At 62.8% G+C, this 21,339-nt stretch carries 21 protein-coding genes; 14 read left to right on the forward strand and 7 right to left on the reverse strand.

The window, feature by feature from the left end; all coding sequences use genetic code 11:
* Positions 1–90: 90 nt before the first annotated feature.
* Positions 91–1,554, forward strand: coding sequence for an aromatic amino acid ammonia-lyase (locus tag AC4CS3_RS23380; RefSeq protein ID WP_490785447.1), 1,464 nt, complete (start codon positions 91–93; stop codon positions 1,552–1,554).
* Between the two features lie 76 nt (positions 1,555–1,630).
* On the forward strand, positions 1,631–2,554 hold the full coding sequence (locus tag AC4CS3_RS23385) for a hypothetical protein (RefSeq protein ID WP_490785448.1): 924 nt from the start codon (positions 1,631–1,633) through the stop codon (positions 2,552–2,554).
* A gap of 314 nt (positions 2,555–2,868) precedes the next feature.
* Here the strand turns inward: AC4CS3_RS23385 and AC4CS3_RS23390 are convergent, their stop codons facing one another.
* The 3 genes from AC4CS3_RS23390 to AC4CS3_RS23400 form a co-directional block, all read right to left on the reverse strand.
* A complete protein-coding gene (locus AC4CS3_RS23390) occupies positions 2,869–3,807 on the reverse strand; it encodes a serine hydrolase (RefSeq protein WP_490785449.1) in 939 nt (312 codons plus the stop codon).
* A 173-nt stretch (positions 3,808–3,980) separates the two neighbouring features.
* Complete coding sequence (locus tag AC4CS3_RS23395; RefSeq protein WP_490785450.1) at positions 3,981–4,286, reverse strand: putative quinol monooxygenase; 306 nt, start codon at positions 4,284–4,286, stop codon at positions 3,981–3,983.
* A gap of 28 nt (positions 4,287–4,314) precedes the next feature.
* Complete coding sequence (locus AC4CS3_RS23400; RefSeq protein WP_490785451.1) at positions 4,315–5,052, reverse strand: glutamine amidotransferase; 738 nt, start codon at positions 5,050–5,052, stop codon at positions 4,315–4,317.
* A gap of 385 nt (positions 5,053–5,437) precedes the next feature.
* Between AC4CS3_RS23400 and AC4CS3_RS23405 the strand changes: the two genes are divergently transcribed.
* The 4 genes from AC4CS3_RS23405 to AC4CS3_RS23420 all read left to right on the forward strand — a co-directional run bounded on the left by AC4CS3_RS23405 (position 5,438) and on the right by AC4CS3_RS23420 (position 8,787).
* Complete coding sequence (locus tag AC4CS3_RS23405; RefSeq protein ID WP_490785452.1) at positions 5,438–6,841, forward strand: ammonium transporter; 1,404 nt, start codon at positions 5,438–5,440, stop codon at positions 6,839–6,841.
* 47 nt (positions 6,842–6,888) lie between these two features.
* A complete protein-coding gene (locus AC4CS3_RS23410) occupies positions 6,889–7,212 on the forward strand; it encodes a DUF6221 family protein (RefSeq protein ID WP_437771522.1) in 324 nt (107 codons plus the stop codon).
* Between the two features lie 127 nt (positions 7,213–7,339).
* Positions 7,340–7,591 carry a helix-turn-helix transcriptional regulator gene (locus AC4CS3_RS23415; RefSeq protein WP_441414092.1) on the forward strand — a complete coding sequence of 84 codons (252 nt, stop codon included), beginning with the start codon at positions 7,340–7,342 and terminating at the stop codon, positions 7,589–7,591.
* On the forward strand, positions 7,591–8,787 hold the full coding sequence (locus AC4CS3_RS23420) for a type II toxin-antitoxin system HipA family toxin (protein ID WP_490785453.1): 1,197 nt from the start codon (positions 7,591–7,593) through the stop codon (positions 8,785–8,787). Before AC4CS3_RS23415 ends, AC4CS3_RS23420 begins: the two co-directional genes overlap by 1 nt.
* Here AC4CS3_RS23420 and AC4CS3_RS23425 read toward each other — a convergent pair.
* Entirely contained in the window at positions 8,728–9,492 is a 765-nt protein-coding gene (locus tag AC4CS3_RS23425; RefSeq protein ID WP_490785464.1) for a LysR family substrate-binding domain-containing protein, read from the reverse strand. The two genes, AC4CS3_RS23420 and AC4CS3_RS23425, sit on opposite strands and share 60 nt — an antisense overlap.
* Here AC4CS3_RS23425 and AC4CS3_RS23430 point away from each other — a divergent pair.
* Positions 9,438–9,974 carry an alpha/beta fold hydrolase gene (locus AC4CS3_RS23430; protein ID WP_490785465.1) on the forward strand — a complete coding sequence of 179 codons (537 nt, stop codon included), beginning with the start codon at positions 9,438–9,440 and terminating at the stop codon, positions 9,972–9,974. The two genes, AC4CS3_RS23425 and AC4CS3_RS23430, sit on opposite strands and share 55 nt — an antisense overlap.
* A gap of 231 nt (positions 9,975–10,205) precedes the next feature.
* Here AC4CS3_RS23430 and AC4CS3_RS23435 read toward each other — a convergent pair whose 3' ends face one another.
* Entirely contained in the window at positions 10,206–11,348 is a 1,143-nt protein-coding gene (locus tag AC4CS3_RS23435; protein ID WP_490785454.1) for a molybdopterin-dependent oxidoreductase, read from the reverse strand.
* Positions 11,349–11,383: 35 nt separating this feature from the next.
* A complete protein-coding gene (locus AC4CS3_RS23440; protein WP_490785455.1) occupies positions 11,384–12,010 on the reverse strand; it encodes a hypothetical protein in 627 nt (208 codons plus the stop codon).
* Positions 12,011–12,173: 163 nt separating this feature from the next.
* Between AC4CS3_RS23440 and AC4CS3_RS23445 the strand changes: the two genes are divergently transcribed.
* From AC4CS3_RS23445 to mctP, 3 genes are all read left to right on the forward strand, one after another.
* Positions 12,174–14,669 carry an alkaline phosphatase family protein gene (locus AC4CS3_RS23445; protein ID WP_490785456.1) on the forward strand — a complete coding sequence of 832 codons (2,496 nt, stop codon included), beginning with the start codon at positions 12,174–12,176 and terminating at the stop codon, positions 14,667–14,669.
* A gap of 217 nt (positions 14,670–14,886) precedes the next feature.
* Complete coding sequence (locus AC4CS3_RS23450; protein WP_490785457.1) at positions 14,887–15,168, forward strand: DUF3311 domain-containing protein; 282 nt, start codon at positions 14,887–14,889, stop codon at positions 15,166–15,168.
* The gene (gene mctP, locus AC4CS3_RS23455) at positions 15,165–16,862 is read left to right on the forward strand and encodes a monocarboxylate uptake permease MctP (RefSeq protein ID WP_490785458.1); all 1,698 of its coding nucleotides are present in this window, start codon (positions 15,165–15,167) and stop codon (positions 16,860–16,862) included. Before AC4CS3_RS23450 ends, mctP begins: the two co-directional genes overlap by 4 nt.
* A gap of 43 nt (positions 16,863–16,905) precedes the next feature.
* Here mctP and AC4CS3_RS23460 read toward each other — a convergent pair whose 3' ends face one another.
* Entirely contained in the window at positions 16,906–18,348 is a 1,443-nt protein-coding gene (locus AC4CS3_RS23460; RefSeq protein ID WP_490785459.1) for an HNH endonuclease, read from the reverse strand.
* An 85-nt stretch (positions 18,349–18,433) separates the two neighbouring features.
* On the opposite strand from AC4CS3_RS23460, the gene AC4CS3_RS23465 reads away from it, so the two are divergent.
* From AC4CS3_RS23465 to AC4CS3_RS23480, 4 genes are all read left to right on the forward strand, one after another.
* Positions 18,434–18,649, forward strand: coding sequence for a glycerate kinase (locus AC4CS3_RS23465; RefSeq protein WP_490785460.1), 216 nt, complete (start codon positions 18,434–18,436; stop codon positions 18,647–18,649).
* Positions 18,650–18,674: 25 nt separating this feature from the next.
* A complete protein-coding gene (locus AC4CS3_RS23470) occupies positions 18,675–19,202 on the forward strand; it encodes a glycerate kinase (protein ID WP_490785461.1) in 528 nt (175 codons plus the stop codon).
* Positions 19,203–19,294: 92 nt separating this feature from the next.
* Positions 19,295–20,386, forward strand: a complete 1,092-nt coding sequence (locus AC4CS3_RS23475; RefSeq protein ID WP_490785462.1) for a type I restriction endonuclease — start codon at positions 19,295–19,297, stop codon at positions 20,384–20,386.
* 162 nt (positions 20,387–20,548) lie between these two features.
* The coding region (locus AC4CS3_RS23480) for an NmrA family NAD(P)-binding protein (protein ID WP_490785463.1) at positions 20,549–21,339 on the forward strand (791 nt) is incomplete at its 3' end.

A 21,339-nucleotide genomic window follows, 5' to 3' on the forward strand; every position in this document is an offset into this window, starting at 1 on the left:
CCCACGAACGCGGCGTCCGCATCCCCATGGAAGAAACCCGCTAACCAGACCCGACCACCCCAACCGTCCATCTTTGAAAGAATCACTCCCATGATCGAAATCAACGGCAAACGGCTGCACCTGAGCGACCTCGCGGCCGTGGCGGGTGGCGGAACAAAGGTGACGCTGGCGCCGTCGGCGGTTGAACGGATGGCTGCATCCCAACGGTCCGCTCGTGCGACGGCGCTGTCCCGGCCCGTCTACGGGCGGTCCACAGGCGTCGGGGCCAACCGCTCGGTGGCGCTGGATGCCGCGAACACGGACGCCAACGTTCACGGCTTGAACCTCTTGCGCAGCCATGCCGTCGACGCCGGACGGGTCCTTGACCGGGAAACCGTAAGGGCGATGCTTGTCATCAGGCTCTCCCAGCTTGCTGCGGGATCGTCCGGCATCAACCCGTCCGTGGCCGACGCAGTTATGGACATGCTCAACGCCGACGCTTTGCCCGAGGTGCGGGAATTCGGTGGAATCGGCACCGCGGACCTGCCCGCGCTGGCGGGAACGGCGCTCACCCTCCTCGGCGAGCGCCCCACGGTAGACGGCAGGCGGGTCCCCGCACCACTGGAAACGTGGGCCACCGAAGATGCGCTTCCATTCATCAGCTCTAGCGCGCTCACGATCGCCCAGGCCGCACTCGCCCACCAAAGGCTCTCCACACTCGTGGAAAACCTGACCACGGTGAGCGCCCTGTCCTTCGCGGCAATGTCCGGGAATCCCGAGGCATTGAGCCCTGAAGTCGCGGGGGCAGCTGATTCGCCCGCAGTCGCCGGAATGGCCGGGGTGCTTCGCGGCCTCGTGGAAGGAAGCGGTGAACCGGCGAGGATCCAGGACCCCTACTGCCTGCGCACCCTGCCGCAGGCCCTCGGCTCAGTGGTGGAGGAGCTGGACGCGCTCGGCACTCTTTTGGAGCGTTTGGTGGTGGCCGGTCATGAAAACCCGCTGGTGTACGGTTTCGCAGAGGATGGCAGCAATGGAGTAGCCCATCACGGCCTGTTCCAGATGACCAGCCTCGCCCGCCGCATGGATGCCCTGCAACTGGCCATCGGTGCGGCGTGCGCAACGAACCTTCGGAGGATCAGCCTGCTGTGCGATCCTGCGTACACCGGGCTCCACCGATTCCTTGCGGGCGACGACGCCGGCCAGTCCGGCGTCATGATGCTGGAATACGTAGCGGCCGCGGCGGTGGGCCGAATCCGAGCCTATGCACAGCCTGTGAGCCTGCAAACGGTGGTGCTCTCCCTGGGCGCCGAAGAAGATGCCAGTTTCGCGAGCGTGGCCAGCTCCCGCATGGAGTCCACCGTGCGGGCGCTTTCAACGGTGGTCGGCATCGAACTCCTTTGCGCGTCGCGGGCGCTCAGACTGCAGGGCAAGACACGGGAAGAATTCGCGAGTCCACGGTTCCGGAAGGCCTTCGACGCCGGGCTTTCGTTGCCCGCCGACGTCCAGGACCGTGATCTCCGCCCCGATGTCGACGCCGCGGTCCACCTGACTACATTTCCCGAATTCGGGCGCTAAGCAAGCTTAGCTATGGACTGCCGACGACGACCGGCGTACCTTAGTGTGCAAACACCGCACTGGGGAGGTGGAGTGTTTGGCTGAGTCTCTGGGGCGCCATGGCACTTCTGTGTTGCGCCCCGTTCTTCTCGCCGTTTTCGGCGCATTGGCATGGTCGCTGTGGCTCGCAGGTCCTTCGCAAGCCACAGACGTCCTGCCGGCGATTCCGGCTGTGCCCGCCGTTTCCTCAGTTCCGACCATTCCGCTGTCATCGGTTTCGCTGCCCCCGGCCCCCTTGCCCGACCCGATCGGGCCCGTGGCTCACGGCCTGTCGTCCGTCATTCCAAGTCCGACGCAAGTGGCTGCTGTTCCCGGGACCGTGGTCAACCAACTGCCTGGCTCGACGGTGGCTCCTCTTGTCGCCGGACTCACCGATCCCGCGAGTTCCTTGGTTGATACGGCGGTCGGAACAATTCCGGCATTGTCCGGGCTGCCTTCGGTACCCCAACTGCCTTCGGTACCGCAACTGCCTTCAGTGCCGCCCCCGCTGCCGCCTTTGTCCGGGGTCCTGGATCCTCCAGGAATAGGCCTTCCAGTCGGCGCGGTCCCTGCCGTTCCGTTGAGGGCTAGGACCGGAGCCGGCGCACTCGCGGCGACTGATCCCATATCCCTCCGTACCGGCACGCTTTCGCCGGCCGCCGGCCGCGGAACGGCAACGAGCACAAGCATCCCCGGATTCCTTCTGGCCGATCTTGTTGTCCTGCCCCCGGCAATGCTGGCGACGACGGAAATGTCGCCGGTTCCGGGAGGCCCTCCGCCCGGCAAACAGGTCCCTCCGGCCGCGCCCCCACAAGAGTCTGGCTCGACGCCGGAATCGCAAGGCGGCTCGGCCGCCTACGGTGCGGCAGACCTCCCGGAGCAACGTGCACTGGCACCGCCCTTCCGCAGCGGCCCCGTCCCCGATGGCGGGCAAGCCCCCGCAGCCGAACCTGCATTCGATCCGGGGTCAACTCCCGACTGAACAGGTCGCCCCTGCCTCCATGGCAGGCACGACCACCTGCGCTAAACAGCGCAAGACCAAGTTTCAGTCAGGAGAAGACCATGCAAGACCAGACACAGGCGCAACACCGGTGCCGTAGCAACCACGCAATCTGTGCCACGAAGACATCAACCGGTCGAATCATCGGCAATTGGCCGGATCCTATGTAGAAGGGAGGTATATATAGCAAGCATCGCGACAGGCGCTCAGCGCCCAAAGGGAACAACGACGCCGGCCGTACAGTCAGTCTGACTGCACGGCCGGCGTCGTGATGCTGAAGATAGGCCGACGTCCCTTTAGAACAGGCCGTTCACCACAGCCTGGGTGAGCTGGTGGAAGATGTCGGTGCGGGCAGGGATATCACTCTCGTCCTGACCCTTGGTGTAGACCACGAACGCGTAGGAGTTGGTGCCGTTGGTGAGGATGCTGGCGTCGTGGAGTTCGTCGTCGAGCAGTCCGTACTTGTGGAAAACAGTGACCCCGGCCGGCACCGCGGCGGGGATGAGTGATTCGTAGTTCGTGTTCTGCATGTAGGACAACAATTGTGCTGTGTCCTGCTGGTTCAGGAGCTTCCCGCCGTAGAGGCCGGCCATGATGCTGGCCATTTCGCTTGGAGTCAGAGTGTTGTTCATGGGGTCATAGCTGACGCCGATCGATGCGGCATAGGATTGGAGTTCCGAATAGCCGACAGCGTCCATGACCAAGGACCAGGAGTCGTTGTCGCTGTCCTGGATCATCTCCTTGATCTGGAATCCGGCTGTGTACTCGCCCAAGGGATCGTCAAGCGACACGGCGTTCGTTTCGACGAGGTGATAGTACGCGGCGGCAGCCAGGACCTTGGCGGTGCTTGCTGCCTCGAATGGCGCCTGGACCCCGTACTGATGGCTTGAGCCATTGGACAAGTCGATCAGGGTGACGCCGACCTGGTACTGGCTGTTCGCGTCGATGATGCCGTTGATCTCGGCGTCCAAGGCGGGGGTCACGCCCGTAGCCAGCGCAGCGGCTGCGGGAGCTGCGACGGCTGGAGCGGCAGTCGGCTCCTCGGCCGTCGTCGACGACGGTGCGGCGGTCGTCGTCGTGGCCGCCGTCGACGGGGTTGCGGCTGGAACAGCTGCCGACGGCGTGGCGCTCGCCATCGCCGATACCTTATGTGGGAGGGATGAGCGGGCGTGCGCGGCAGAGTAGACCGTGGCGGTCAGGGTCAGGGCAAGAATGGCCGCGAAGGCTGTCAGCAAGGCCGATCGACGTCGGCGGGGACTCCAGCTGTTCCACCGACTTCTCTTTCGTCTGGACCCTTGGCCGGGACGACGGGGCTCTCGCTCTTCCATAATGAACCAACCGTAGCTACTGCAGCTATGTAAGAGCTATGAAAATCCTGTCCGTCAGCCACGTGTCGCCTGGATGAATATCAGGGGTTTCGGAGCGGTGAGCCCAATACCGTGAACCGGGTGCCGCCCAACTCTCCGGACAGCAGTGGCATTGCCTCAGCTATGGCGGCCCGGACGCTGTCCAGCTGCAGCGATCCTTGGTGCGCTTCTGCCGATTCCCATAGTTCGCAAACAAAGACTGTGTCCGGCGATTCTTCGTTGATGCCCACCTCGCAGAGCAGGCAGCCCGCGCACCGGAGCTCCGGTTTCGGTCTGAGCAGGATAGAGACGACGGCGTCGCGCTGGCCGGGTTTCGTGCCAAGGCTTCCCACATTTGCAAAAGTCATGGGCCCATTGTGCTTCATTCCTCCGACGTTATTGGGGAATCGCGTATCGGCGGACAAAGTTGCCGAGGATCTTCATCGGTTCGGTAGCCGTGATCTTCCGGGCGTCTGCCATCAGCTGTTCAGCAGCCTCGGGCGGGAAGTATCCGGCGTGGCGATACGTGTCGATCCGCGTGACGAGCCCCTCGGCGTCGAGCTCCGGATGGAATTGTGTGGCGTAAAGGTTCCTCTTGATCCGGAACATCTGCACCGGGCAGGCGGCCGAGCTGGCAAGCAACACCGCGTGTCCTGGCAGGACCGTGCAGGCTTCCTTATGGCCGGTAAAGCCGACAAAGCGCTCGGACATGCCTTGGAGGAGCGGGTCTTGGAGGCCCTCCGCTGTGAGTTTGATGGTTACCCCGCCGAGTCCTTCACCGTAGGTACGGTCAATGACTGCTCCTTGGTGAAGCCCCAGGGTTCCTACCCCATAGCAGGCCCCCAGAAAGGGAAAGTCGGCGGCAACAATCGTGTCCAGCAGCTGCGCGAGTTCTTTCTCCACCCGTTTCTGGACCAGACTCTTGTGCTCCGGCGGGTCGCTCGAAGTGAAGGGGCTGCCACCCACAATCACGCCGGAATAGTCGGAGAGCTCAAGCGGTGGCAGGAGCGTCGCCTCCATTCGGATGCGTTGTAGCTCTTCGGGAACGAGCCCTCCAAAACGAAGATACGCCTGGTACTCTTCCTCGGCGGCGGCGTCTTCGGCGCGAGATGCGAGCAGGAGAAACGGCTTCACAGGCTAAGTGTGCGCCCGGTGCCCGTGACGCGCCAGCATTCGGCTGAAACATGGCATCGAGGGGAGGTGAGCCGCCGTTCACGTGGAAGAAATGTCCGGATTTCGGGCGGAATGGAAGGATTTCACCTCGATTGGCCCAGGAATCCGCGGAATCACTGGGATCTTTGGCGCCTGTCCCGGGCGGCCACTCGTCTGCGCCCGGGCGGCGTTAACATTCCCGAAACATGCCCGTCATGCGTTCTTCACGCCCAGGCAAGTTATGTAACGTCCCCGCAATTTTTCCTCGCATTGCTTGAAACACGGAACCGGAAACATTGAGCAGGGGAAGAACGGGACCAAGCTGCGGCGGTCCTCCTAAGGCATTCCGATAAGAAGGGAAACGCACGTGAATATCACTGCGGAAAACGTTTGGGTAATGGTGTCGGCGGCACTTGCACTGCTCATGACTCCGGCGCTCGGCCTCTTCTACAGTGGCATGACGCGGGCCAAGGCCTCCCTCAACATGATCATGATGAGCTTCATCTCCGCGGGCATCGTAGGCGCCGTGTGGATCCTGTGGGGCTACTCGATGATCAGCGGCAAGAGTGTCCTGGGGATTTTCGGCAATCCGTTCAGCAGCTTCGGCTCGGCGGACCTGGTTGGTTCCACCGATCTCATCAAGCTCGGCTTCAGCGCCACCTTCGCCATCGTCACCGTGGCCCTGATCAGCGGCGCCATCGCCGATCGCGCCAAATTCTCATCCTGGGTCATCTTCGTGCCCATCTGGATCACCCTGGTGTACTGCCCCTTGGCTTTCATGGTCTGGGGAGGCGGCCTCCTAAGCCCCGGCGGAGCCATCAGTTCGGTCTTCGGCCAGGTCATTGACTTCGCCGGCGGCACAGTAGTGGAGATCAGCTCCGGCGCTGCCGCGTTCGTCCTGGCGCTGATCCTCGGCAAGCGCCACGGCTTTGGAAAAGATCCGAACCACCGCCCGCACAACCTCCCCTTCATCATGCTTGGCGCCGGCCTCCTGTGGTTCGGTTGGTTCGGTTTCAATGCCGGCGCGGCCACGACGTCGGCGCAAGCCGGCTTGATCTGGGTCAATACCCTCGTAGCCCCGGCCGGGGCAATGCTCAGCTGGTTGGTCACCGAGAAGATCCGGCACGGCCACCCCACGTCCTTGGGCGCCGCATCCGGCGTCGTCGCCGGCCTCGTCGCTATTACCCCCGCCTGTGCCAACGTGGCTCCCGCCGCAGCCCTCGGCCTGGGGCTGGTGGCCGGCGCCGCCTGCGCCGTGTTTGTCGACCTGAAACACAAGTTCGGCTTCGATGACTCCCTCGACGTCGTGGGCGTCCACCTTGGTGGCGGGCTTGTCGGCACGCTCGCACTCGGATTCATCGCGCTACCCGTCAACGGCAAGGGTGGGGGATTGTTCTACGGCGGCGGACTCCAGCAGCTCGTGGCGCAGATCGTCGCCATTCTTGTCACCCTTGCAGTGTCTGGAATCATGACAGCAATCATTGCCCTTGTGATCCACAAGACCGTCGGATTCCGGGTCAGCCACGAGGCGGAGCTCGCCGGAGTGGACCTGTCCGAGCACGCCGAGACCGCCTACGAGTTCGGCAGCATGTCCCGGAGCCACTTCAACGCCCTCCCCCACGTTGCCGCGATTCCCCACGTCAACATCCCTGTTGCCGCCCGAGCCGCCGCTGCCGTCCCGGTTTCAGCCCGGGCCGCTGCCGTCGCGTCGTCCCCCGCTGCCGCTCCCGCCGTCGAGCTCCAACGCGAAAAGCAAGCAGACCCCGCCTAGCGAATGCAGGCATTTCCGCGGCCGCAACGGACGCGTACGCTCAATTTGTGGATATCGTCGATTTCCTCTCGGACCGCCTGGACGAGGACGAGGCTGCGGCGCGGAGACTCCTCGGCGATCGTTCCGTCTCCGAGGCGGGCAAATGGTACGAGCGGCGCCTCCTCCTGGAATGCGAATCAAAGAGAAGGCTGCTCAGGATCGTAGAATCCGCACGGCAGACGGCCTTGGCCACGATGGTTCGCGGCACGCTTGGGGATACCCCGCAGTGGATCCCGGAATCGATCGAATGGACCACGAAATCTTTGAATGCCCTCGCGCTGCCCTACTCTGACCATCCGGACTTCGAGCCGGAATGGCTGGCGGGGACGTAGCTTGCAGGGGCGAGCCGGATGGGGAGGAATCGGCAGGATCTTGCCGAATTGAAGTTTTAGCAGCCTCTCAGCAGCCAAAATCATCACTTTCGGCAGCATCTTGCCGATTTTGGCAAAATGCTTCAGAATGGACCTAGAAAACTGCCAAATCGGCAACATCGTGCCGGATCATCGGAGACTCGTGGAAGACCTAGCGGCGATTGCGGCTACCATACGGAAAGCACGCAAAGAGGCCGGAATCACGCAAGCGGACCTTGCCGACCTTGCCGGGACTTCCGAAAGGACCGTGCGGGCGATTGAGACGGCCACCGGGAATCCTTCGCTGGGGGCCGTCGTGGCGGTAGCCAACGCCGTCGGCCTGCACTTGGCGGCGGCCTGATGGTCGACGATTTCGAGGAGTTCAAGTTCGTTCGTGCAGCGGACGTTCACAAAGGCGGCGTCCTGGCGGGTCACCTTGTCCGCACTGGCCACGGCGGGGTCAGTTTTTCCTATGTGGCGGAGTACCTGACTTCCGGCCTGCCCGCGGTTGCCAGTTCATTGCCCTTGACAGACCTTCCCGTCGAGACTCCCGCTGGCGCTCTTCCGCCGTTCTTCGCGGGCCTGCTGCCGGAGGGGCACCGGCTGAGCGTGCTCAGGGACGCCACCAAAACCAGCCTCGACGACGAACTCACCCTCCTGCTCGCAGTCGGAGCCGATGCGCCGGGAGACGTCCAAGTTGTCCCTGCCGGGGAAATTCCAAGGGAACCGCCACCCCTTGCCGACACATCCAGGCCCGAGGAACTGGACTTCGCCGCCCTCGCCAACGCGGTGGACCGCCATGCCATCCCCGGCGTGCAGGACAAGGCAAGTGCCTCCATGCTGACCACACCGCTGTCCCTCAGGGGACAACGGTATCTGCTGAAACTCGACCCGCCCAACCACGCACACTTGCTGGCAAACGAAGCAGTGCACCTCTCCGCCGCCAAGGACCTCAAGATCCCCGTAGCCAAGAGCCGTATCATCACGGACATGCACGGGTTGCCTGGGTTGCTAGTGGAACGCTTCGACCGCGTCCAGGACAAGGACCGCTCCTGGGTGCGCCTGCCCATGGAAGACGGAGCCCAGGCGATGGGCCTGCCACCGGCTTCCAAGTATTCCGTGACATCCGAGGAGGTCGCTGCTGCGCTGGCTGGGCGGTGCAAAGCCCCACTCGTGGCGAGGCGCAATCTGTATCTACAGTTCGTCTTTGCTTGGCTGACAGGGAACGGCGACCTCCATGCCAAGAATCTCTCAATCCTCGGGGGCCAGCACAGAGGTTTCGTCATGGCCCCGATCTACGACATTCCATGCACCTTGCTGTACGGAGACAACTCGCTCGCGCTGCCGGTGTCCGGGAAAACCAAAAATCTCAAAGGGAAGCACTGGGCCGATTTCGCGGCGACCCTCGGCCTGCCACAACGCGCGGCCACCGCCGCCAATGCACTGGCCCTGTCAGCTTCTGGAAAGGTCAAGTTGGAGGCTCTACCGTTCACCGGGTCACCGCTCCGAGGCGCCCTGCGCGAGTTGAGATTCCGGCGAGGTGAGCTGGAGGGCTAAATGGCGCCTCGGAATCACTGCGTACGCTGACTTAGCCACGTGAAGCCGGGCCTGCGCGACCAGCCGAGTGGTCAGGGGCGAGGCGTCGCTCCGGAGCCAGACAAGTACCGTGGGCACGGGATATGCCACTCCGGCAAACGGGCGCCACACGACGCCGGGCGGATCACCGGGCACCACCTGATGCGGCGTTTTAAAGGACACACCAAGCCCGGCAGCCACCAGGCTCATGCTGGTTGCAATGCTGGGCGACCAGCGGTGTGGGCCAGGGATCATGGCGCCATCCATCGTCAAACCCAGTACATGCTCGCGGACGTCGGGGTCGCCGTCGCGATGCAACCAGATCAATGCCTGCCCGCTGAGGTCCGTAGGACTGATCGCCGTCAACCTTGCCAGCGGGCTACCCGACGGAACAGCCACACCCATCGGTTCCGTTTCCAGGGTCAGCACCCCCAGGCGTTCATCACGCGGTGGCACTGCATGAATGAAAACCGCATGAAATTCCCTATCAAGAAGTTTCAAGACCCCTTCCCTCGCCGCCGCGGCATTGATGTCTACTTCCGGCCCGGCCCCGTCCGAACCAAGCAGCCCTGGTAGAGACCAACGGCACCACGATTCACGTTGAGGTAACAGGCCACGGGTCGCCAGTCCTCCTGGTCCCCGGCACTGCCGGCGACGCCCGGCAGTACTCCGATCTGGCCCAGCTATTGGCCGAAAACCACAGGGTCATCTCCTACGACCGCAGGAACAACGCTCGCAGCCCCCGGCAACAGGATTGGGAGAAGACCTCGGTTGAGCAGCACGCCGCCGACGTTGTTGCCCTTCTGGATACGCTCGGGATCGAGCCATGCGCTGTGTTTGGAAACAGCACCGGGGCACTGATAACACTGGCTGCCGTACTGAAGGCTCCCAAGCTCTTTTCCGGCGCAGTTCTGCACGAACCGGGGGCGTTCTCGCCAATCCCGATGGCGCCATGGCCACAGTGCAACCTGTTATTGCAGCCGGCATGGAGGCCGGAGGGTTTGCGGGCGGTGCCGAGGCCTTCGTCAGGTTCGCGGCAGGGGATGCCGCTGCCCTCTTGCCGCCAGACTTCCTCGAATCAGTCCGGAACAACGCCAGGGTCCTACTTGAAGGGGAGTTGGGTGCCTTTGCGTCTTGGCGGCCTGAACCGGCGGCCTTGGCAGAACTGACGGTGCCACTGGCCGTGCTCAGTGCCGAGCAGGCAGGCAGCACCATTCTTCGTAGAAGCCGCCGAGTGGATAGCTTCCCATGCTGGCACCAGTCGCCGGACTGTACCTGGCGGACACATGGGCTTCCTAGACCACACGCCGGAGCTGGCCAAGGCGATCGATGACATGTTTTCAGCAGCAACTCATAACGGCTAGGAGGGCGATTTACGACGAGTCCGCGCTCTGGATCCGTCAGATCGACTGCCGGTATCCGAAGAATTCATGGTCTTCGTTGTAGCCGCCGAAGCCGCCGCCCACGTCGGAAAAGTTCTCAACGAATTCGATGCCCTTGATCCATTTGACCATCTTGAAGCCGAGCTGCACCTCGTTGCGCAGCCGAAGTGGCGCCCCGTGTCCGTACGAAAGCGGCGCACCGTTCAGGTCGTAGGCGAGCATGGTGAGCTGATAGCCCATCTGCTCGATCGGATGCGCATCGTAGTAGTCGCCCTCATCCGGTCCCTCACCCAAGGAATAGAACACCACCCACTTTGCTTCAGGTGTCGGCTTGACCAAGCCGAGGATGGCCTGCATCGACACCCCTCCCCACTTGGCTACTCCCGACCAGCCCTGGATGCAGAAGTGCTGCGTAATCTGCTCGTGGTAATCCATTGCTCGCAGCTCGGCGAGGCTCAACTCGACCGGATTGCCCACGAGCCCGTTGATGCGCAAGCGGTAGTCCCGGAAATGGTTGTCAAAGAGATTCTTGTACTCTTCGGATTCGGGATACTGGCCATTCAGCCAGAGGCGCGGCGAGATGTCCTTCTCCGTGTACTGCCCCGGGCGTGAGTCGATGTGCTCGAACAACCGCTGTGCCGGGCCGATCAGGGCGTAACCGGCCCTCTGGATGAGCCGCGGATGCCGAATGGTGAGCGGAGTAGCGGCGACCCAACCGACGATGATGACCACCATCGAGGCAGCGAAAATCCAGAACCCCGTCCAGGACTGGTCGTTGCGCCCCGCGTACATGTGGTTGAGGTTCTCCAGCGCCCCGGTAGTGAGAACCAGAGCCACGTGAAGGACGATGAACAACAGGAACCAGCACAGCACCAGGAAGTGCAAGGAACGTGCCATCTGAATGTTGAAGACCGAGCTGATGCGCCGAAAACGCGTGGAGAGTGCCGGGGACATGCCTAGCCCGGTGATGAGGGCCAGGGGTGCGGCGATGAAGATCGTGATGAAGTAGGCGATCAGTTGCAGGCTGTTGTAGTTGGTCCATCCGCTCTCGGCCGGCCATTCCAAGGAGAGGTATTGGATGGCAACCGATATCGAGTTGGGGATGACGTCCCAGCTCAGCGGGACCACGCGCATCCACTGGCCCGTCGCGAACAGCAGCACGAAGAAGACGACTCCGTTGACCAGCCATAGCGTGTCTATCCCAAGGTGCCACCAGCGCGCGAGTCCGATCGAGTGCCGAAGCCCGGCAAGCCGACCTGCTGAGGGAGGCTGATCGAATCCTTCTTAGCCGTCCACAAAGGATCTTCGGGTACTGGCTTCTGTACCCGGAACCAATCCCGTCCCGGCGTCGAATGCCGTGTCCAATACAGTCGCGGGTGATCCGTAAGTATCTGTGCACCGGAACGGATGATGAAGATCATGAAGAACATGTTGAGGAAGTGTTGCCACCCCAGCCAGGCGGGAAACCCCGCGGGGGCGTCATACGGTAGCTTTGAGGCTCCCGGATAGGTCTTCAGGAACGACTCGACGGGGGGCAACCCCCGGATCCCTTTCGCGACGGCCACCGCGACGATGAGCAGCACGAAGCCGATGGGGATCAACCAGAGCAGATTGAACCACTTGCTGGGGCTGATCCGAATACGCGGGGCGATGCCGCGATCCTGGGGAAGCGAACCGGCGAAAGTCGTCGGGTCGATGACGTCCTCCCCGCGCTTCAACTCACTCCGGAAGCTGCCCTCGGCACCGGACCCGGCGTGCGACGTCGGACCCCTTCGCTGCGGGTCCTGCATCGGATCCTGCGGCATCGGTTTGTCAGCTGTCATGAGGCCGAGCCTAGACCCCGGCGGGGTTGGACGATGAAACTGGATCGTCGCCCTTGGCGAAGCCACACTGTCCAGCGCCCGGCTTCATCAGTTCACTGATGATTTAGCTGATGGTTCCCTGTGAGTCGGGCCAACGTGTTTCACGGCTCCTAGCTTTGGGACCATGAAATTCAAAACAATCCCGGTCATCATCGGAACATTGTCTTGTGTGCTCGTCGGCGGCGCCGCGTTCGCGGCGGTTTCCACGATCGCCGGCCCCCACGAGGACGGAACGGCAGTCACGTCAATCGGCATGCGCGTCACGCCAACAGGACAGCAGACCTCACTCGGAGACCTCCCGCTCAACTCCGCCATTTCGCCCGACGGCAAGAGGCTCGCGGTCACCAACAACGGTCAAGGTACGCAGTCACTGCAACTCGTCGATCTATCAGACCACGAGGTAGACCAGACCATCTCCTACAAGTCCCCGGAATCCCTCTACATGGGCTTGGCGTGGAGCCCCGACGGCACCAAGCTCTACGCCAGCGCAGCAGCAAACTCCAAGATCCGGACCTACAGCTACTCCGGCGGCAAACTGGCAGAAGGTGCGCCCATCCAGCTTCCCACCACGACGCCCGCGGGCAAGGCACTCAACCTCTTCCCGGCCGGATTGGCGATCACGCCCGACGGTAAGCGGCTAGTTGTCGCAGATCAGCTCGCTGACGCCGTGTCCGTCGTCGACCTCTCCACTGGCAATGTCTCGACGACGCCGGCCGGTCACCGGCCGCTTTCGGTCACGGTTTCCCCGGATGGCACGAAGGCGTTCGTCACCAACCAGGGCGCCTCGGACCTCTCCACGGTGGACATCACAGGCGCCGAACCGAAGGTTTCCCGCACCGTCACGGTGGGTCTCCACCCCAACAAGTCCGTCCTGTCGAAGGACGGCCGCACGCTTTACGTCGCCAACGGCGACGACGACACCGTCTCGGTTGTCGATACCGCCGCCGGCACAAGCTCGAGTGTCAGCGTCGCACCTGAAAAGGGCGCACCGGTGGGAACCAATCCCACCGGACTTGCCCTGGACGAAGCCGGGCACCGCCTCTTCGTGAGCAACTCCGGTAACAACGACGTCGCCGTCGTCGATCTTGCCCAGAACGCAGTGGCCGGCGTGGTGCCTGTCGGCTGGTACCCGAGTTCGTTGGCCTTCAGCGGCGGGACATTGCATGTCACCAACGCGAAGGGGCTGGGCGCCGGACCAAACAACGGACCTGGCCACCCGAACCCGGAGTCAACCGCACCGGCCGCCGAAAACCAATACAGCGGATCGATGATCGTTGGCACGCTGAGCAGTTTCAGCGTTCCGGAGGGCGGCCAGTTGCAGAAGGCCACCGAGCAGGTCAAAAACAACAACCGTCCGGACACCGCCGGTGGCAACATCATCCCGCGCCAACCTGGTCAAGAGAGTCCCATCAAACACGTGATCTACGTTGTCAAGGAAAACCGCACTTACGACCAGGTGCTTGGAAGCATCGGCAAGGGCAATGGAGATCCTTCGCTGAATCTCTTCGGCGACGAGTCTGCGCCGAATATGCGGGCCCTCTCCAAGAAGTTCACCACCATTGACAACTTCTACGCCGATGCTGAAGTCAGCGCCAACGGTTGGAACTGGGTGGCCTCTGCCAACTCGAACCCGTACGCAGAGCAGATGTGGCCGGCCAACTATTCTGGCCGCAAGGCGCCGTATCCCAGCGAAGGAAATGCCCCTGAAATCGCGGCCCAACAGCCCGACAACACGTATGTCTGGCAGCGGCTCGCCAAGGCAGGCGTTAGTTTCCGCAACTACGGCTTCTACGTTTCCAACAACGCTGGCACGTTCAACGCCGCGGACCCCATTCTGGATGCGCAGACCGACCACAACTACCACGGTTACGACCTGAACTGCCCTGATTCGGCGGGATCGTTCGTGCCGCTGAAGCCTGGCTGCGGTACTCCACGTATTGAAGAATGGGCCAAGGACTTCCAGTCCCAAGTGACATCCGGAACGGTTCCCACGGTCCAGTTCGTCCGGCTGCCCAATGACCACACCCAGGCCACCCGCGTTGGCGCCCCCACGCCGAAGGCCTACGTCGCGGATAACGACTACGCGCTCGGCAAGCTGGTGGACACCGTGTCCCACTCTTCTGCTTGGAAGGACACCGCCATCTTCGTCACGGAGGATGACGCGCAGAACGGCCCGGACCACGTGGATGCGCACCGCACCTTGGCACTGGCCATCAGCCCCTATACCCAGACCGGGAAAGTCGATTCCACCTTCTACAGCACGGCTTCGATGGTCCGCACCATCGGCCTCATCGCTGGCATCGGCCCGCTGACCCAGTTCGATGCGTTCGCCACTCCCATGAACGCGTCGTTCACAGCCAAGCCTGATAACACGCCGTACACCGCGCTCAAGCCCAGCTATGACATGACCACCGTCAACGGGGCGAACGCTCCGATGGCCCCCCAGGTGGCCACCCAGGACACTGCCACCGAAGACAAGATCGATGAGCAACTGTTCAACAAGTCCATCTGGCAATCAGTGAACGGTGCTGACTCGAAGATGCCCGAACCCCAGCACAGCGTGATCGGTTCCGGGTCCGGTTCCAGCAGCCAGCCGGCTGCGAAGGATCCCGACGGCTAGCCAGATCCTATTTAGCAGGGGCGGTCACCGGCATCGGTGGCCGCCCTCCGCTGTTCCAGTGCTGAGCGCGCGTCAAAAAACGGGACCACTTCCCCTGTCAAAGAATTAATCCAGAATCTATTCTGTTGGTGGACCGGTACTGTACGGTCTGTCAGGCCACCGGCACGTCCCGGGAAGCCCATCCCGCTCCGGGGGCCGTCTCTATGAGGAGGCGTCCATGTCATCTCCCGATGTGCCGACCCGGGGGCCAGCACGGCCCGGTCCGTATATTGTGGCCGGAATCCTGCTGGCCATCGCCATTCTGGTTCCGCTGCTTGTCCCGGTGTATTCGATTGATCAGCCGCGGCTCGCTGGCATGCCGTTCTTCTACTGGTACCAAATGCTGTGGGTCCCGATCACGGCGGGAATGGTGGGCGTCTCCTACTGGCTGGTTACCAAGGAGGACCGTCGCCGCCGCGAGGCCGCACGCGGCGCGCGCGCTGAGGATCGGGAACAATGAGCGGGCTCACCGTCCCGCTGGCGACCACAACGGACCGGCCCGTCAACGGCGTCGCGCTCACCGTCGTCGTCGTCCTCTTTATCCTGGTGGCTGTCCTGGGCTTCTTCGCCGCGCGCTGGCGCGCTGGCAAGGAGACGGGCTTGCACAGTCTCGATGAGTGGGGCCTCGGCGGACGCGGTTTCGGAACCTGGGTGACGTGGTTCCTTCTCGGCGGGGACCTCTATACGGCATACACGTTCGTGGCGGTGCCGGCGGCGATGTGGGCCACTGGCGCCGTGAGCGGTTTCTTCGCGGTCCCGTACACAATCGTGCTCTACCCGATCGTGTTCCTGTTGATGAGCCGTTTGTGGTCGGTCTCGCACCGGCATGGGTTCGTCACGCCGGCTGACTTCGTTGGCGGGCGCTATGGCAGCAGGGCACTGACGGTTGCGGTGGCGCTCACTGGCATTGTCGCGACCATGCCCTACATCGCGCTGCAACTGGTCGGCATCAAAGCCGTTCTCACGGTGTTGGGGCTCGGCAGCGCGCAGAATGTGCTGCTGACTGACCTTCCGCTGATCATCGCCTTCGTGGTCCTGGCCGCCTACACCTACACCTCGGGCCTTCGGGCGCCGGCGCTCATCGCCGTCGTGAAAGATCTCCTGATCTACCTCGCTGTCATCGTTGCTGTGATCTACCTGCCGATCAAGTTCGGGGGCTGGGACAACATCTTCGGTGCGGCCCAGACGAAACTCGACGCCATCAGCCCGGCGACAGGCAAGCCGGCCGGCGTCTTCATCCCGGGTGCCGCCAGCTACTCGGCGTACTGGACGCTGGCCCTTGGCTCGGCCATGGCGTTGTTCATGTACCCGCACTCGGTCACCGGGGTCCTGGCGACGAAGAGCAGGAACACCATCCGCAAGAACGCCGCGGTTCTCCCGCTGTACTCGTTGATGCTGGGATTCCTTGCCCTTCTTGGTTACGCGGCCATCTCTGCGGGCACCAAGCCCCTTGACCTGAACGGTGCCGTCAATCCGCAACTGGTGGTTCCGCAGTTGTTCCTGGACAACTTCCCCGCATGGTTTGCCGGGATCGCCTTGGCGGCTATCGCCATCGGCGCGTTGGTCCCCGCCGCCATCATGTCGATCGCTGCCGCCAACCTGTTCACCCGCAATATCTACCGCGACCTGATCCGGCCCGACGCCGACCCGCGGCAGGAAGCGAAGGTCTCTAAGATCGCCTCCCTCGTGGTGAAGTTCGGGGCGCTGATCTTCGTAATCGCGATGGACCAGTCGGCCGCCATCAATATGCAGCTCCTCGGCGGCATCTGGATCCTGCAGACCTTCCCCGCGATCGTGGCAGGACTGTACACCCGTTGGTTCCACCGCTGGGCGCTCTTCGCAGGCTGGGCGGCCGGGATCATCTACGGCACCGTAGCGGCGTACAACGTGGTCAACCCCGTGACGAAGGCCAACTTCGGCGGCTCCATCGCCGCCATCCCGGGCACCAACGTGCAGGTCTACATCGCCGTCGTGGCGTTCGCGATCAACCTCATCGTTGCTGCCGTACTCTCGTTGGTCTTCCGCGCAATGAAGCTCCCCGACGGAAAGGACATCACCCGGAACTCGGACTACGGAGCTGACGAGCACGATCCGAAGGTGGCCGAACTTCAGCGCGAGTACCCCTTGGGCGAAACGGGAGGCGGTACGTTCTGACCGCAGGCACTACCAGTACACGGCTGGTCGTGTGTGAGCGTGCCTAGGCTGGTTGGCGTAGTTCCTGTCCGTGGCGCGTGCGAAACAGGTCCCCGAAATAGTGCGCCGCCATGACAGGCGGGTCTCCGTTCAGTTGCGTTCCTGGCAGGGGCGGGGCTGTTGATCGGTAGGTATGTCCGGTGGGGGTGCGGATGTCGAGGACATGCCGTGTCCCGGGGCGTGTTGTTGTCTTGGTTCGTGTTGTCCAGCCGGTGAGTTCTTTGGTGTGGTTGCAGGCTTCGCACAGGCCCGCCCCGTTCGTCAGGCTCGTTGTGCCACCGTCGTGCCAGGGGATGATGTGGTCGAAGTGCCGGATGGGCGCGTCGCAGTAGGGTGTCCGGCAGGTGTCGTCGCGGGCCTGGATGAAGCGCCCCATGCCCGCCGGGAAGAGCCGGGCACGGGAATCGGCGGCGACAAGCTCCCCGGTCCCGGGGGCGGTGTAGAGGCGCCGGAGCCAGAGCTTCAGATCCTGGGGCTGCCCGGACTGGCCGTGTTCGATGTTGCCGCTGCTGCCGGTGAGCATCGTCCGTGCCCAGGCTGCGGGGACGATGCCGTAGCCGGGAAGGCGAGCGGGTTCGGCATCGCCTTGGAACAGGGTGCGGTCGGTCATGACGAGCTGGACCTCGACACCGGTGATGCCTGCGGGGGTGCCGGTGGTGCGTTCGACGAGGGTGTCGGCCATGATCTGTCCGCGGGTCCGGGTCTCCCCGGGGGAGCGGAGGGTGTCGGCGTGCCGGGTCAGGGCCGTGTGCACGGCGACGCCCTGGGCGACGGGAAGCAGGGCGGTCAGGTAGGTCATGGTGTCCGGGGCCGGGCGCAGGCTGACGTGTCGCTCGGCCGACGCGTGGCTGGCACGCTGGGTGACGGAGCGGGGGTCCCGCCGGTAGGCCGCGGTCCTGGCCGCCGCGATGATCGCCTTGTCCCCGGCGCCGTCGAAGACTCCGGTGTCGGCGGCGAGTTCCTCGTCCACGGCGCAGCGGTCTTCGGCACTCAGGCAGGCTGTTTCCTTCACGAGCAGGGTCGCCCGCCATTCGCTCAGTTGTCCTGACTCGAGGGCAGCGAGGGTGTGCGGCATTTCGCTCACGAGCGCTTTGGCCAGGCCGTGGAGCCGGGATCCGCGGACCGGTGACTCCCGCCGGGCCAGGGCGATCTGGGCTCCGACGCCGCGACCCTGCTCGTCGGCGGGAACACCGGCCGCCGCGTCGGCGCTGCGCTGGGCGGCATCGAACACGACAGCGATCCGGGCCTGCGCAGCCGCGGCCGCCGACTTCAAATCCTCAAGGACGCGCAACTGGTTTATCAGTTCAGTACTATCGAGGCCTGGCCAAAGCGAGTGCACAGCATCGATCAGGTTCTGCACCCGGACATCCGGCACGGCAGCATCTGGAACTCTGGCCTCGACCGGCGCGCCCGTCCCGATCAGCTGCGTTCCCTGATTGCCGTTCATAAGAAAAGCCTCGCAGGGACCACTGACATTATTAGGCCGGAGAACCGCACCCGGGCGAAAAATCTTGAGAAAAAGCCGGACTTTTTTGGGGGCCAGCACCCCGAACACCCAGACAACCCGGCCATCGCTCGCACTACTGGCGCTAGGCGGCAGCGCCAGCACCAGCACCGACGGAAGAATGGGCATGCTCACCACCCTGGGCTTCCGCTTCCTCGATGCTTCCGGCTGTTCTTTGAGGGCAACGGGCGGACCCTGGCTTTGTTCATTCGTTCTCGGGGGCGTTGCTTCCCGGGCTGGCTGAGACGGAACTGATTGTTGCGAGCGACGTGCGCAACCCGCTGTGCGGGCCGGACGGTGCGCCTGCGGTGTTCGGTCAGCAGAAGGGCGCTTCACTCGCGGATGTCACAGCGCTCGACGCCGGTCTGACGCACTTTGTCTCTGTGTTTGCTTCGGGTGGGTTTGAGGATGTGGCTTCCTTTTCCGAGCATTCCGGCGCTGGAAGCGCCAGTGGGATCGGCTTCGCGTGCCTGTTGCTTGGCGCTTCTCAGGTCTCCGGGGCGGACTACTTCCTGGACCTCCTGGACTTCGACACCCGGAAGGGGACCTGCGACGTCGTCATCAGAGCCTCGCCGGAAAGTTGCCTGCCGCCGTCGCACGCTGCTCGGGCGCCCGACCGATCATCGCTGTCGCGGGCCGCTCGTTGCTGCCTCGGGAACGGTGGTCCGAGATGTCGCTCTCGCGGGTCTACACGCTGGCGGACTACACGGACCGGGACTCTTCGAAGGATCCTGTGTTGTCGCCGGAACTGTTGCGGCGGATCGGGCGGGATATTGGTGAGGGGCTGCTCGGCTTAAGTGGCATGTAAGCAGACACGCCCAACTTCCGTGATCTCTTACTGCCGCTGGTCTACGGTTGGCTCAATGTCGGGATTGGTCAAGGGGGACACATGGAATTTGCAGAACGGCTCTCGGCGCTTGCCGCAAAGGTGCGTCAGCAGCGCGAGGCTATTCAGACCGAGGAAGCAACGAAGAACGCATTCGTCATGCCGTTCATCTCAACGATCCTCGGCTACGACGTTTTCAACCCGCTGGAGGTCGTGCCGGAGTTCACAGCGGATGTAGGGATCAAGAAAGGCGAGAAGATTGACTACGCCATCGTGAAGGATGGCGAGATACAGATCCTCATCGAGTGCAAGAAGTCCATCGGACCAGTAAGGATCGAACACGCTTCTCAACTGTTCCGCTATTTTGCAGTCACAAATGCGCGGATCGCCATACTCACAAACGGCGAGGTGTATCAGTTTTTTACTGATCTCGATGCTCCGAACCGTATGGACGAAAAGCCGTTCTTGGTGCTGGATCTCAATGACATTGATGATTCGCTCTTGCCGGAACTCCAGAAACTCTCAAAAGATGTCTTCGATCTTGACTCGATCATCAACGCCGCTGGCGAACTGAAATACATCGGCGAGCTAAAACGGACACTGGCTGCCCAGTTCCGCGAACCTGAAGACGAGTGGGTCAAGTTTTTGACCACACGGGTGTACACCGGCCCTTATACGCAGCGTGTGCGCGAACAGTTCACGTCGCTCGTCAAAAAGGCATCGAAGCAGTTCCTCAATGACCAAGCTAATGAACGTCTTAAGAAAGCCCTCGGTTCTCAGACCTTTACCCAAGTCGACGATTCGGCAATTCTTGCGAAGGTGACGAGTGAGCCGGTCGTTGAATCCGACCTCGCCGAATCCGATGGTATTGAAACCACGCTCGAAGAAATCGAGGGCTACCAGATTGTCCGGGCGATCGTTTGCAGCGATGTAAAGCCCTCAAGGGTCTTCCAGCGCGACTCCAAGTCGTACTTCGCCGTACTTCTAGATGACAATAACCGCAGGCCGATAGCGCGCCTGCATTTCAACCGAACACAGAAGTACATCGGACTCTTCGACGAACACAAAGAGGAGCGGCGTGTTCCCATCGGCTCCCTTGAAGACATTTACGAACACGCTGACGCTCTTCGCGCCAGCGTGAGGAGCTACCTGTAATAGCTGCCGTAAGGGCGGTGGTCCGAGATGTCCGTATCGCGTGTCTCGCCGAGCAATCCACTGCGCGATATATTCGGAGGGTCTCGAACTGAGTTATAAGAGCCTTGTCACCGGACTGGCCGAGCGAGGCTTGGTCTTCGTCCCTGCACGAAGGAGCACTCCATGACTGACACCAAACCGGTCCTCGTCGTCGGCGGCACCGGCCATGTCGGCGGCAAAGTGGTCGATGAACTGCTAGCAAGGGGAAAGAGCGTCCGGGCGTTGGTCCGGCCAGGATCGGACCCGAGCAAGCTCGAGGCCAAAGGTGTCGAGATTGCCCGCGGCGACATGCTCGACCTTGACTCCCTCATCGCCGCAATGACAGGGGTCGACGCCGTTATCACCTCTGCGGCCGGGTACACCCGCCGCGACAAACGGGCCTTGGAAATCGACACCACAGGCAACACCAACCTCGCCGTCGCTGCGAGCCGGACGAGTGTCAGGCGATTCATTCTGGTCAGCATCCTCACCTCAGACCAGACACCGAACGTCGCGCATTTCTGGCACAAAAAACTCACGGAAGACAAGCTGGAGGAACTGGGTGTCCCGTTTGTCGCCCTTCGCCCCGGCGCTTTTCTCGACCAGATCACCCAGATGGGAGGAGACCCGTTCGAGAAGAAGCGCCTCACGTGGTTCGGCACCAAGACCGTCCCGCTGACCTTCGTTCTCACCTCCGATCTCGCCGTCTACCTGGCCGCCGCGGTCGACGCGGACATCGCCGACGGCGAGCGGATCGACATCGGATGGGACCGAGCTGTCACCATGCAGGATATCGCCGACATCGCTTCGACTTTTGCGGGTGGACAGGTCCGCGTCCGCTCGATGCCGGTCGGGCTGGTTCACGCGCTCGGCGCGTTAACCTCGGTATTTCATGAGGCGGATGCTGGCAGCGCGTGTTTAAGCAGGGAAAGGTG

It is taken from the genome of Arthrobacter sp. SE2 (assembly GCF_058244265.1).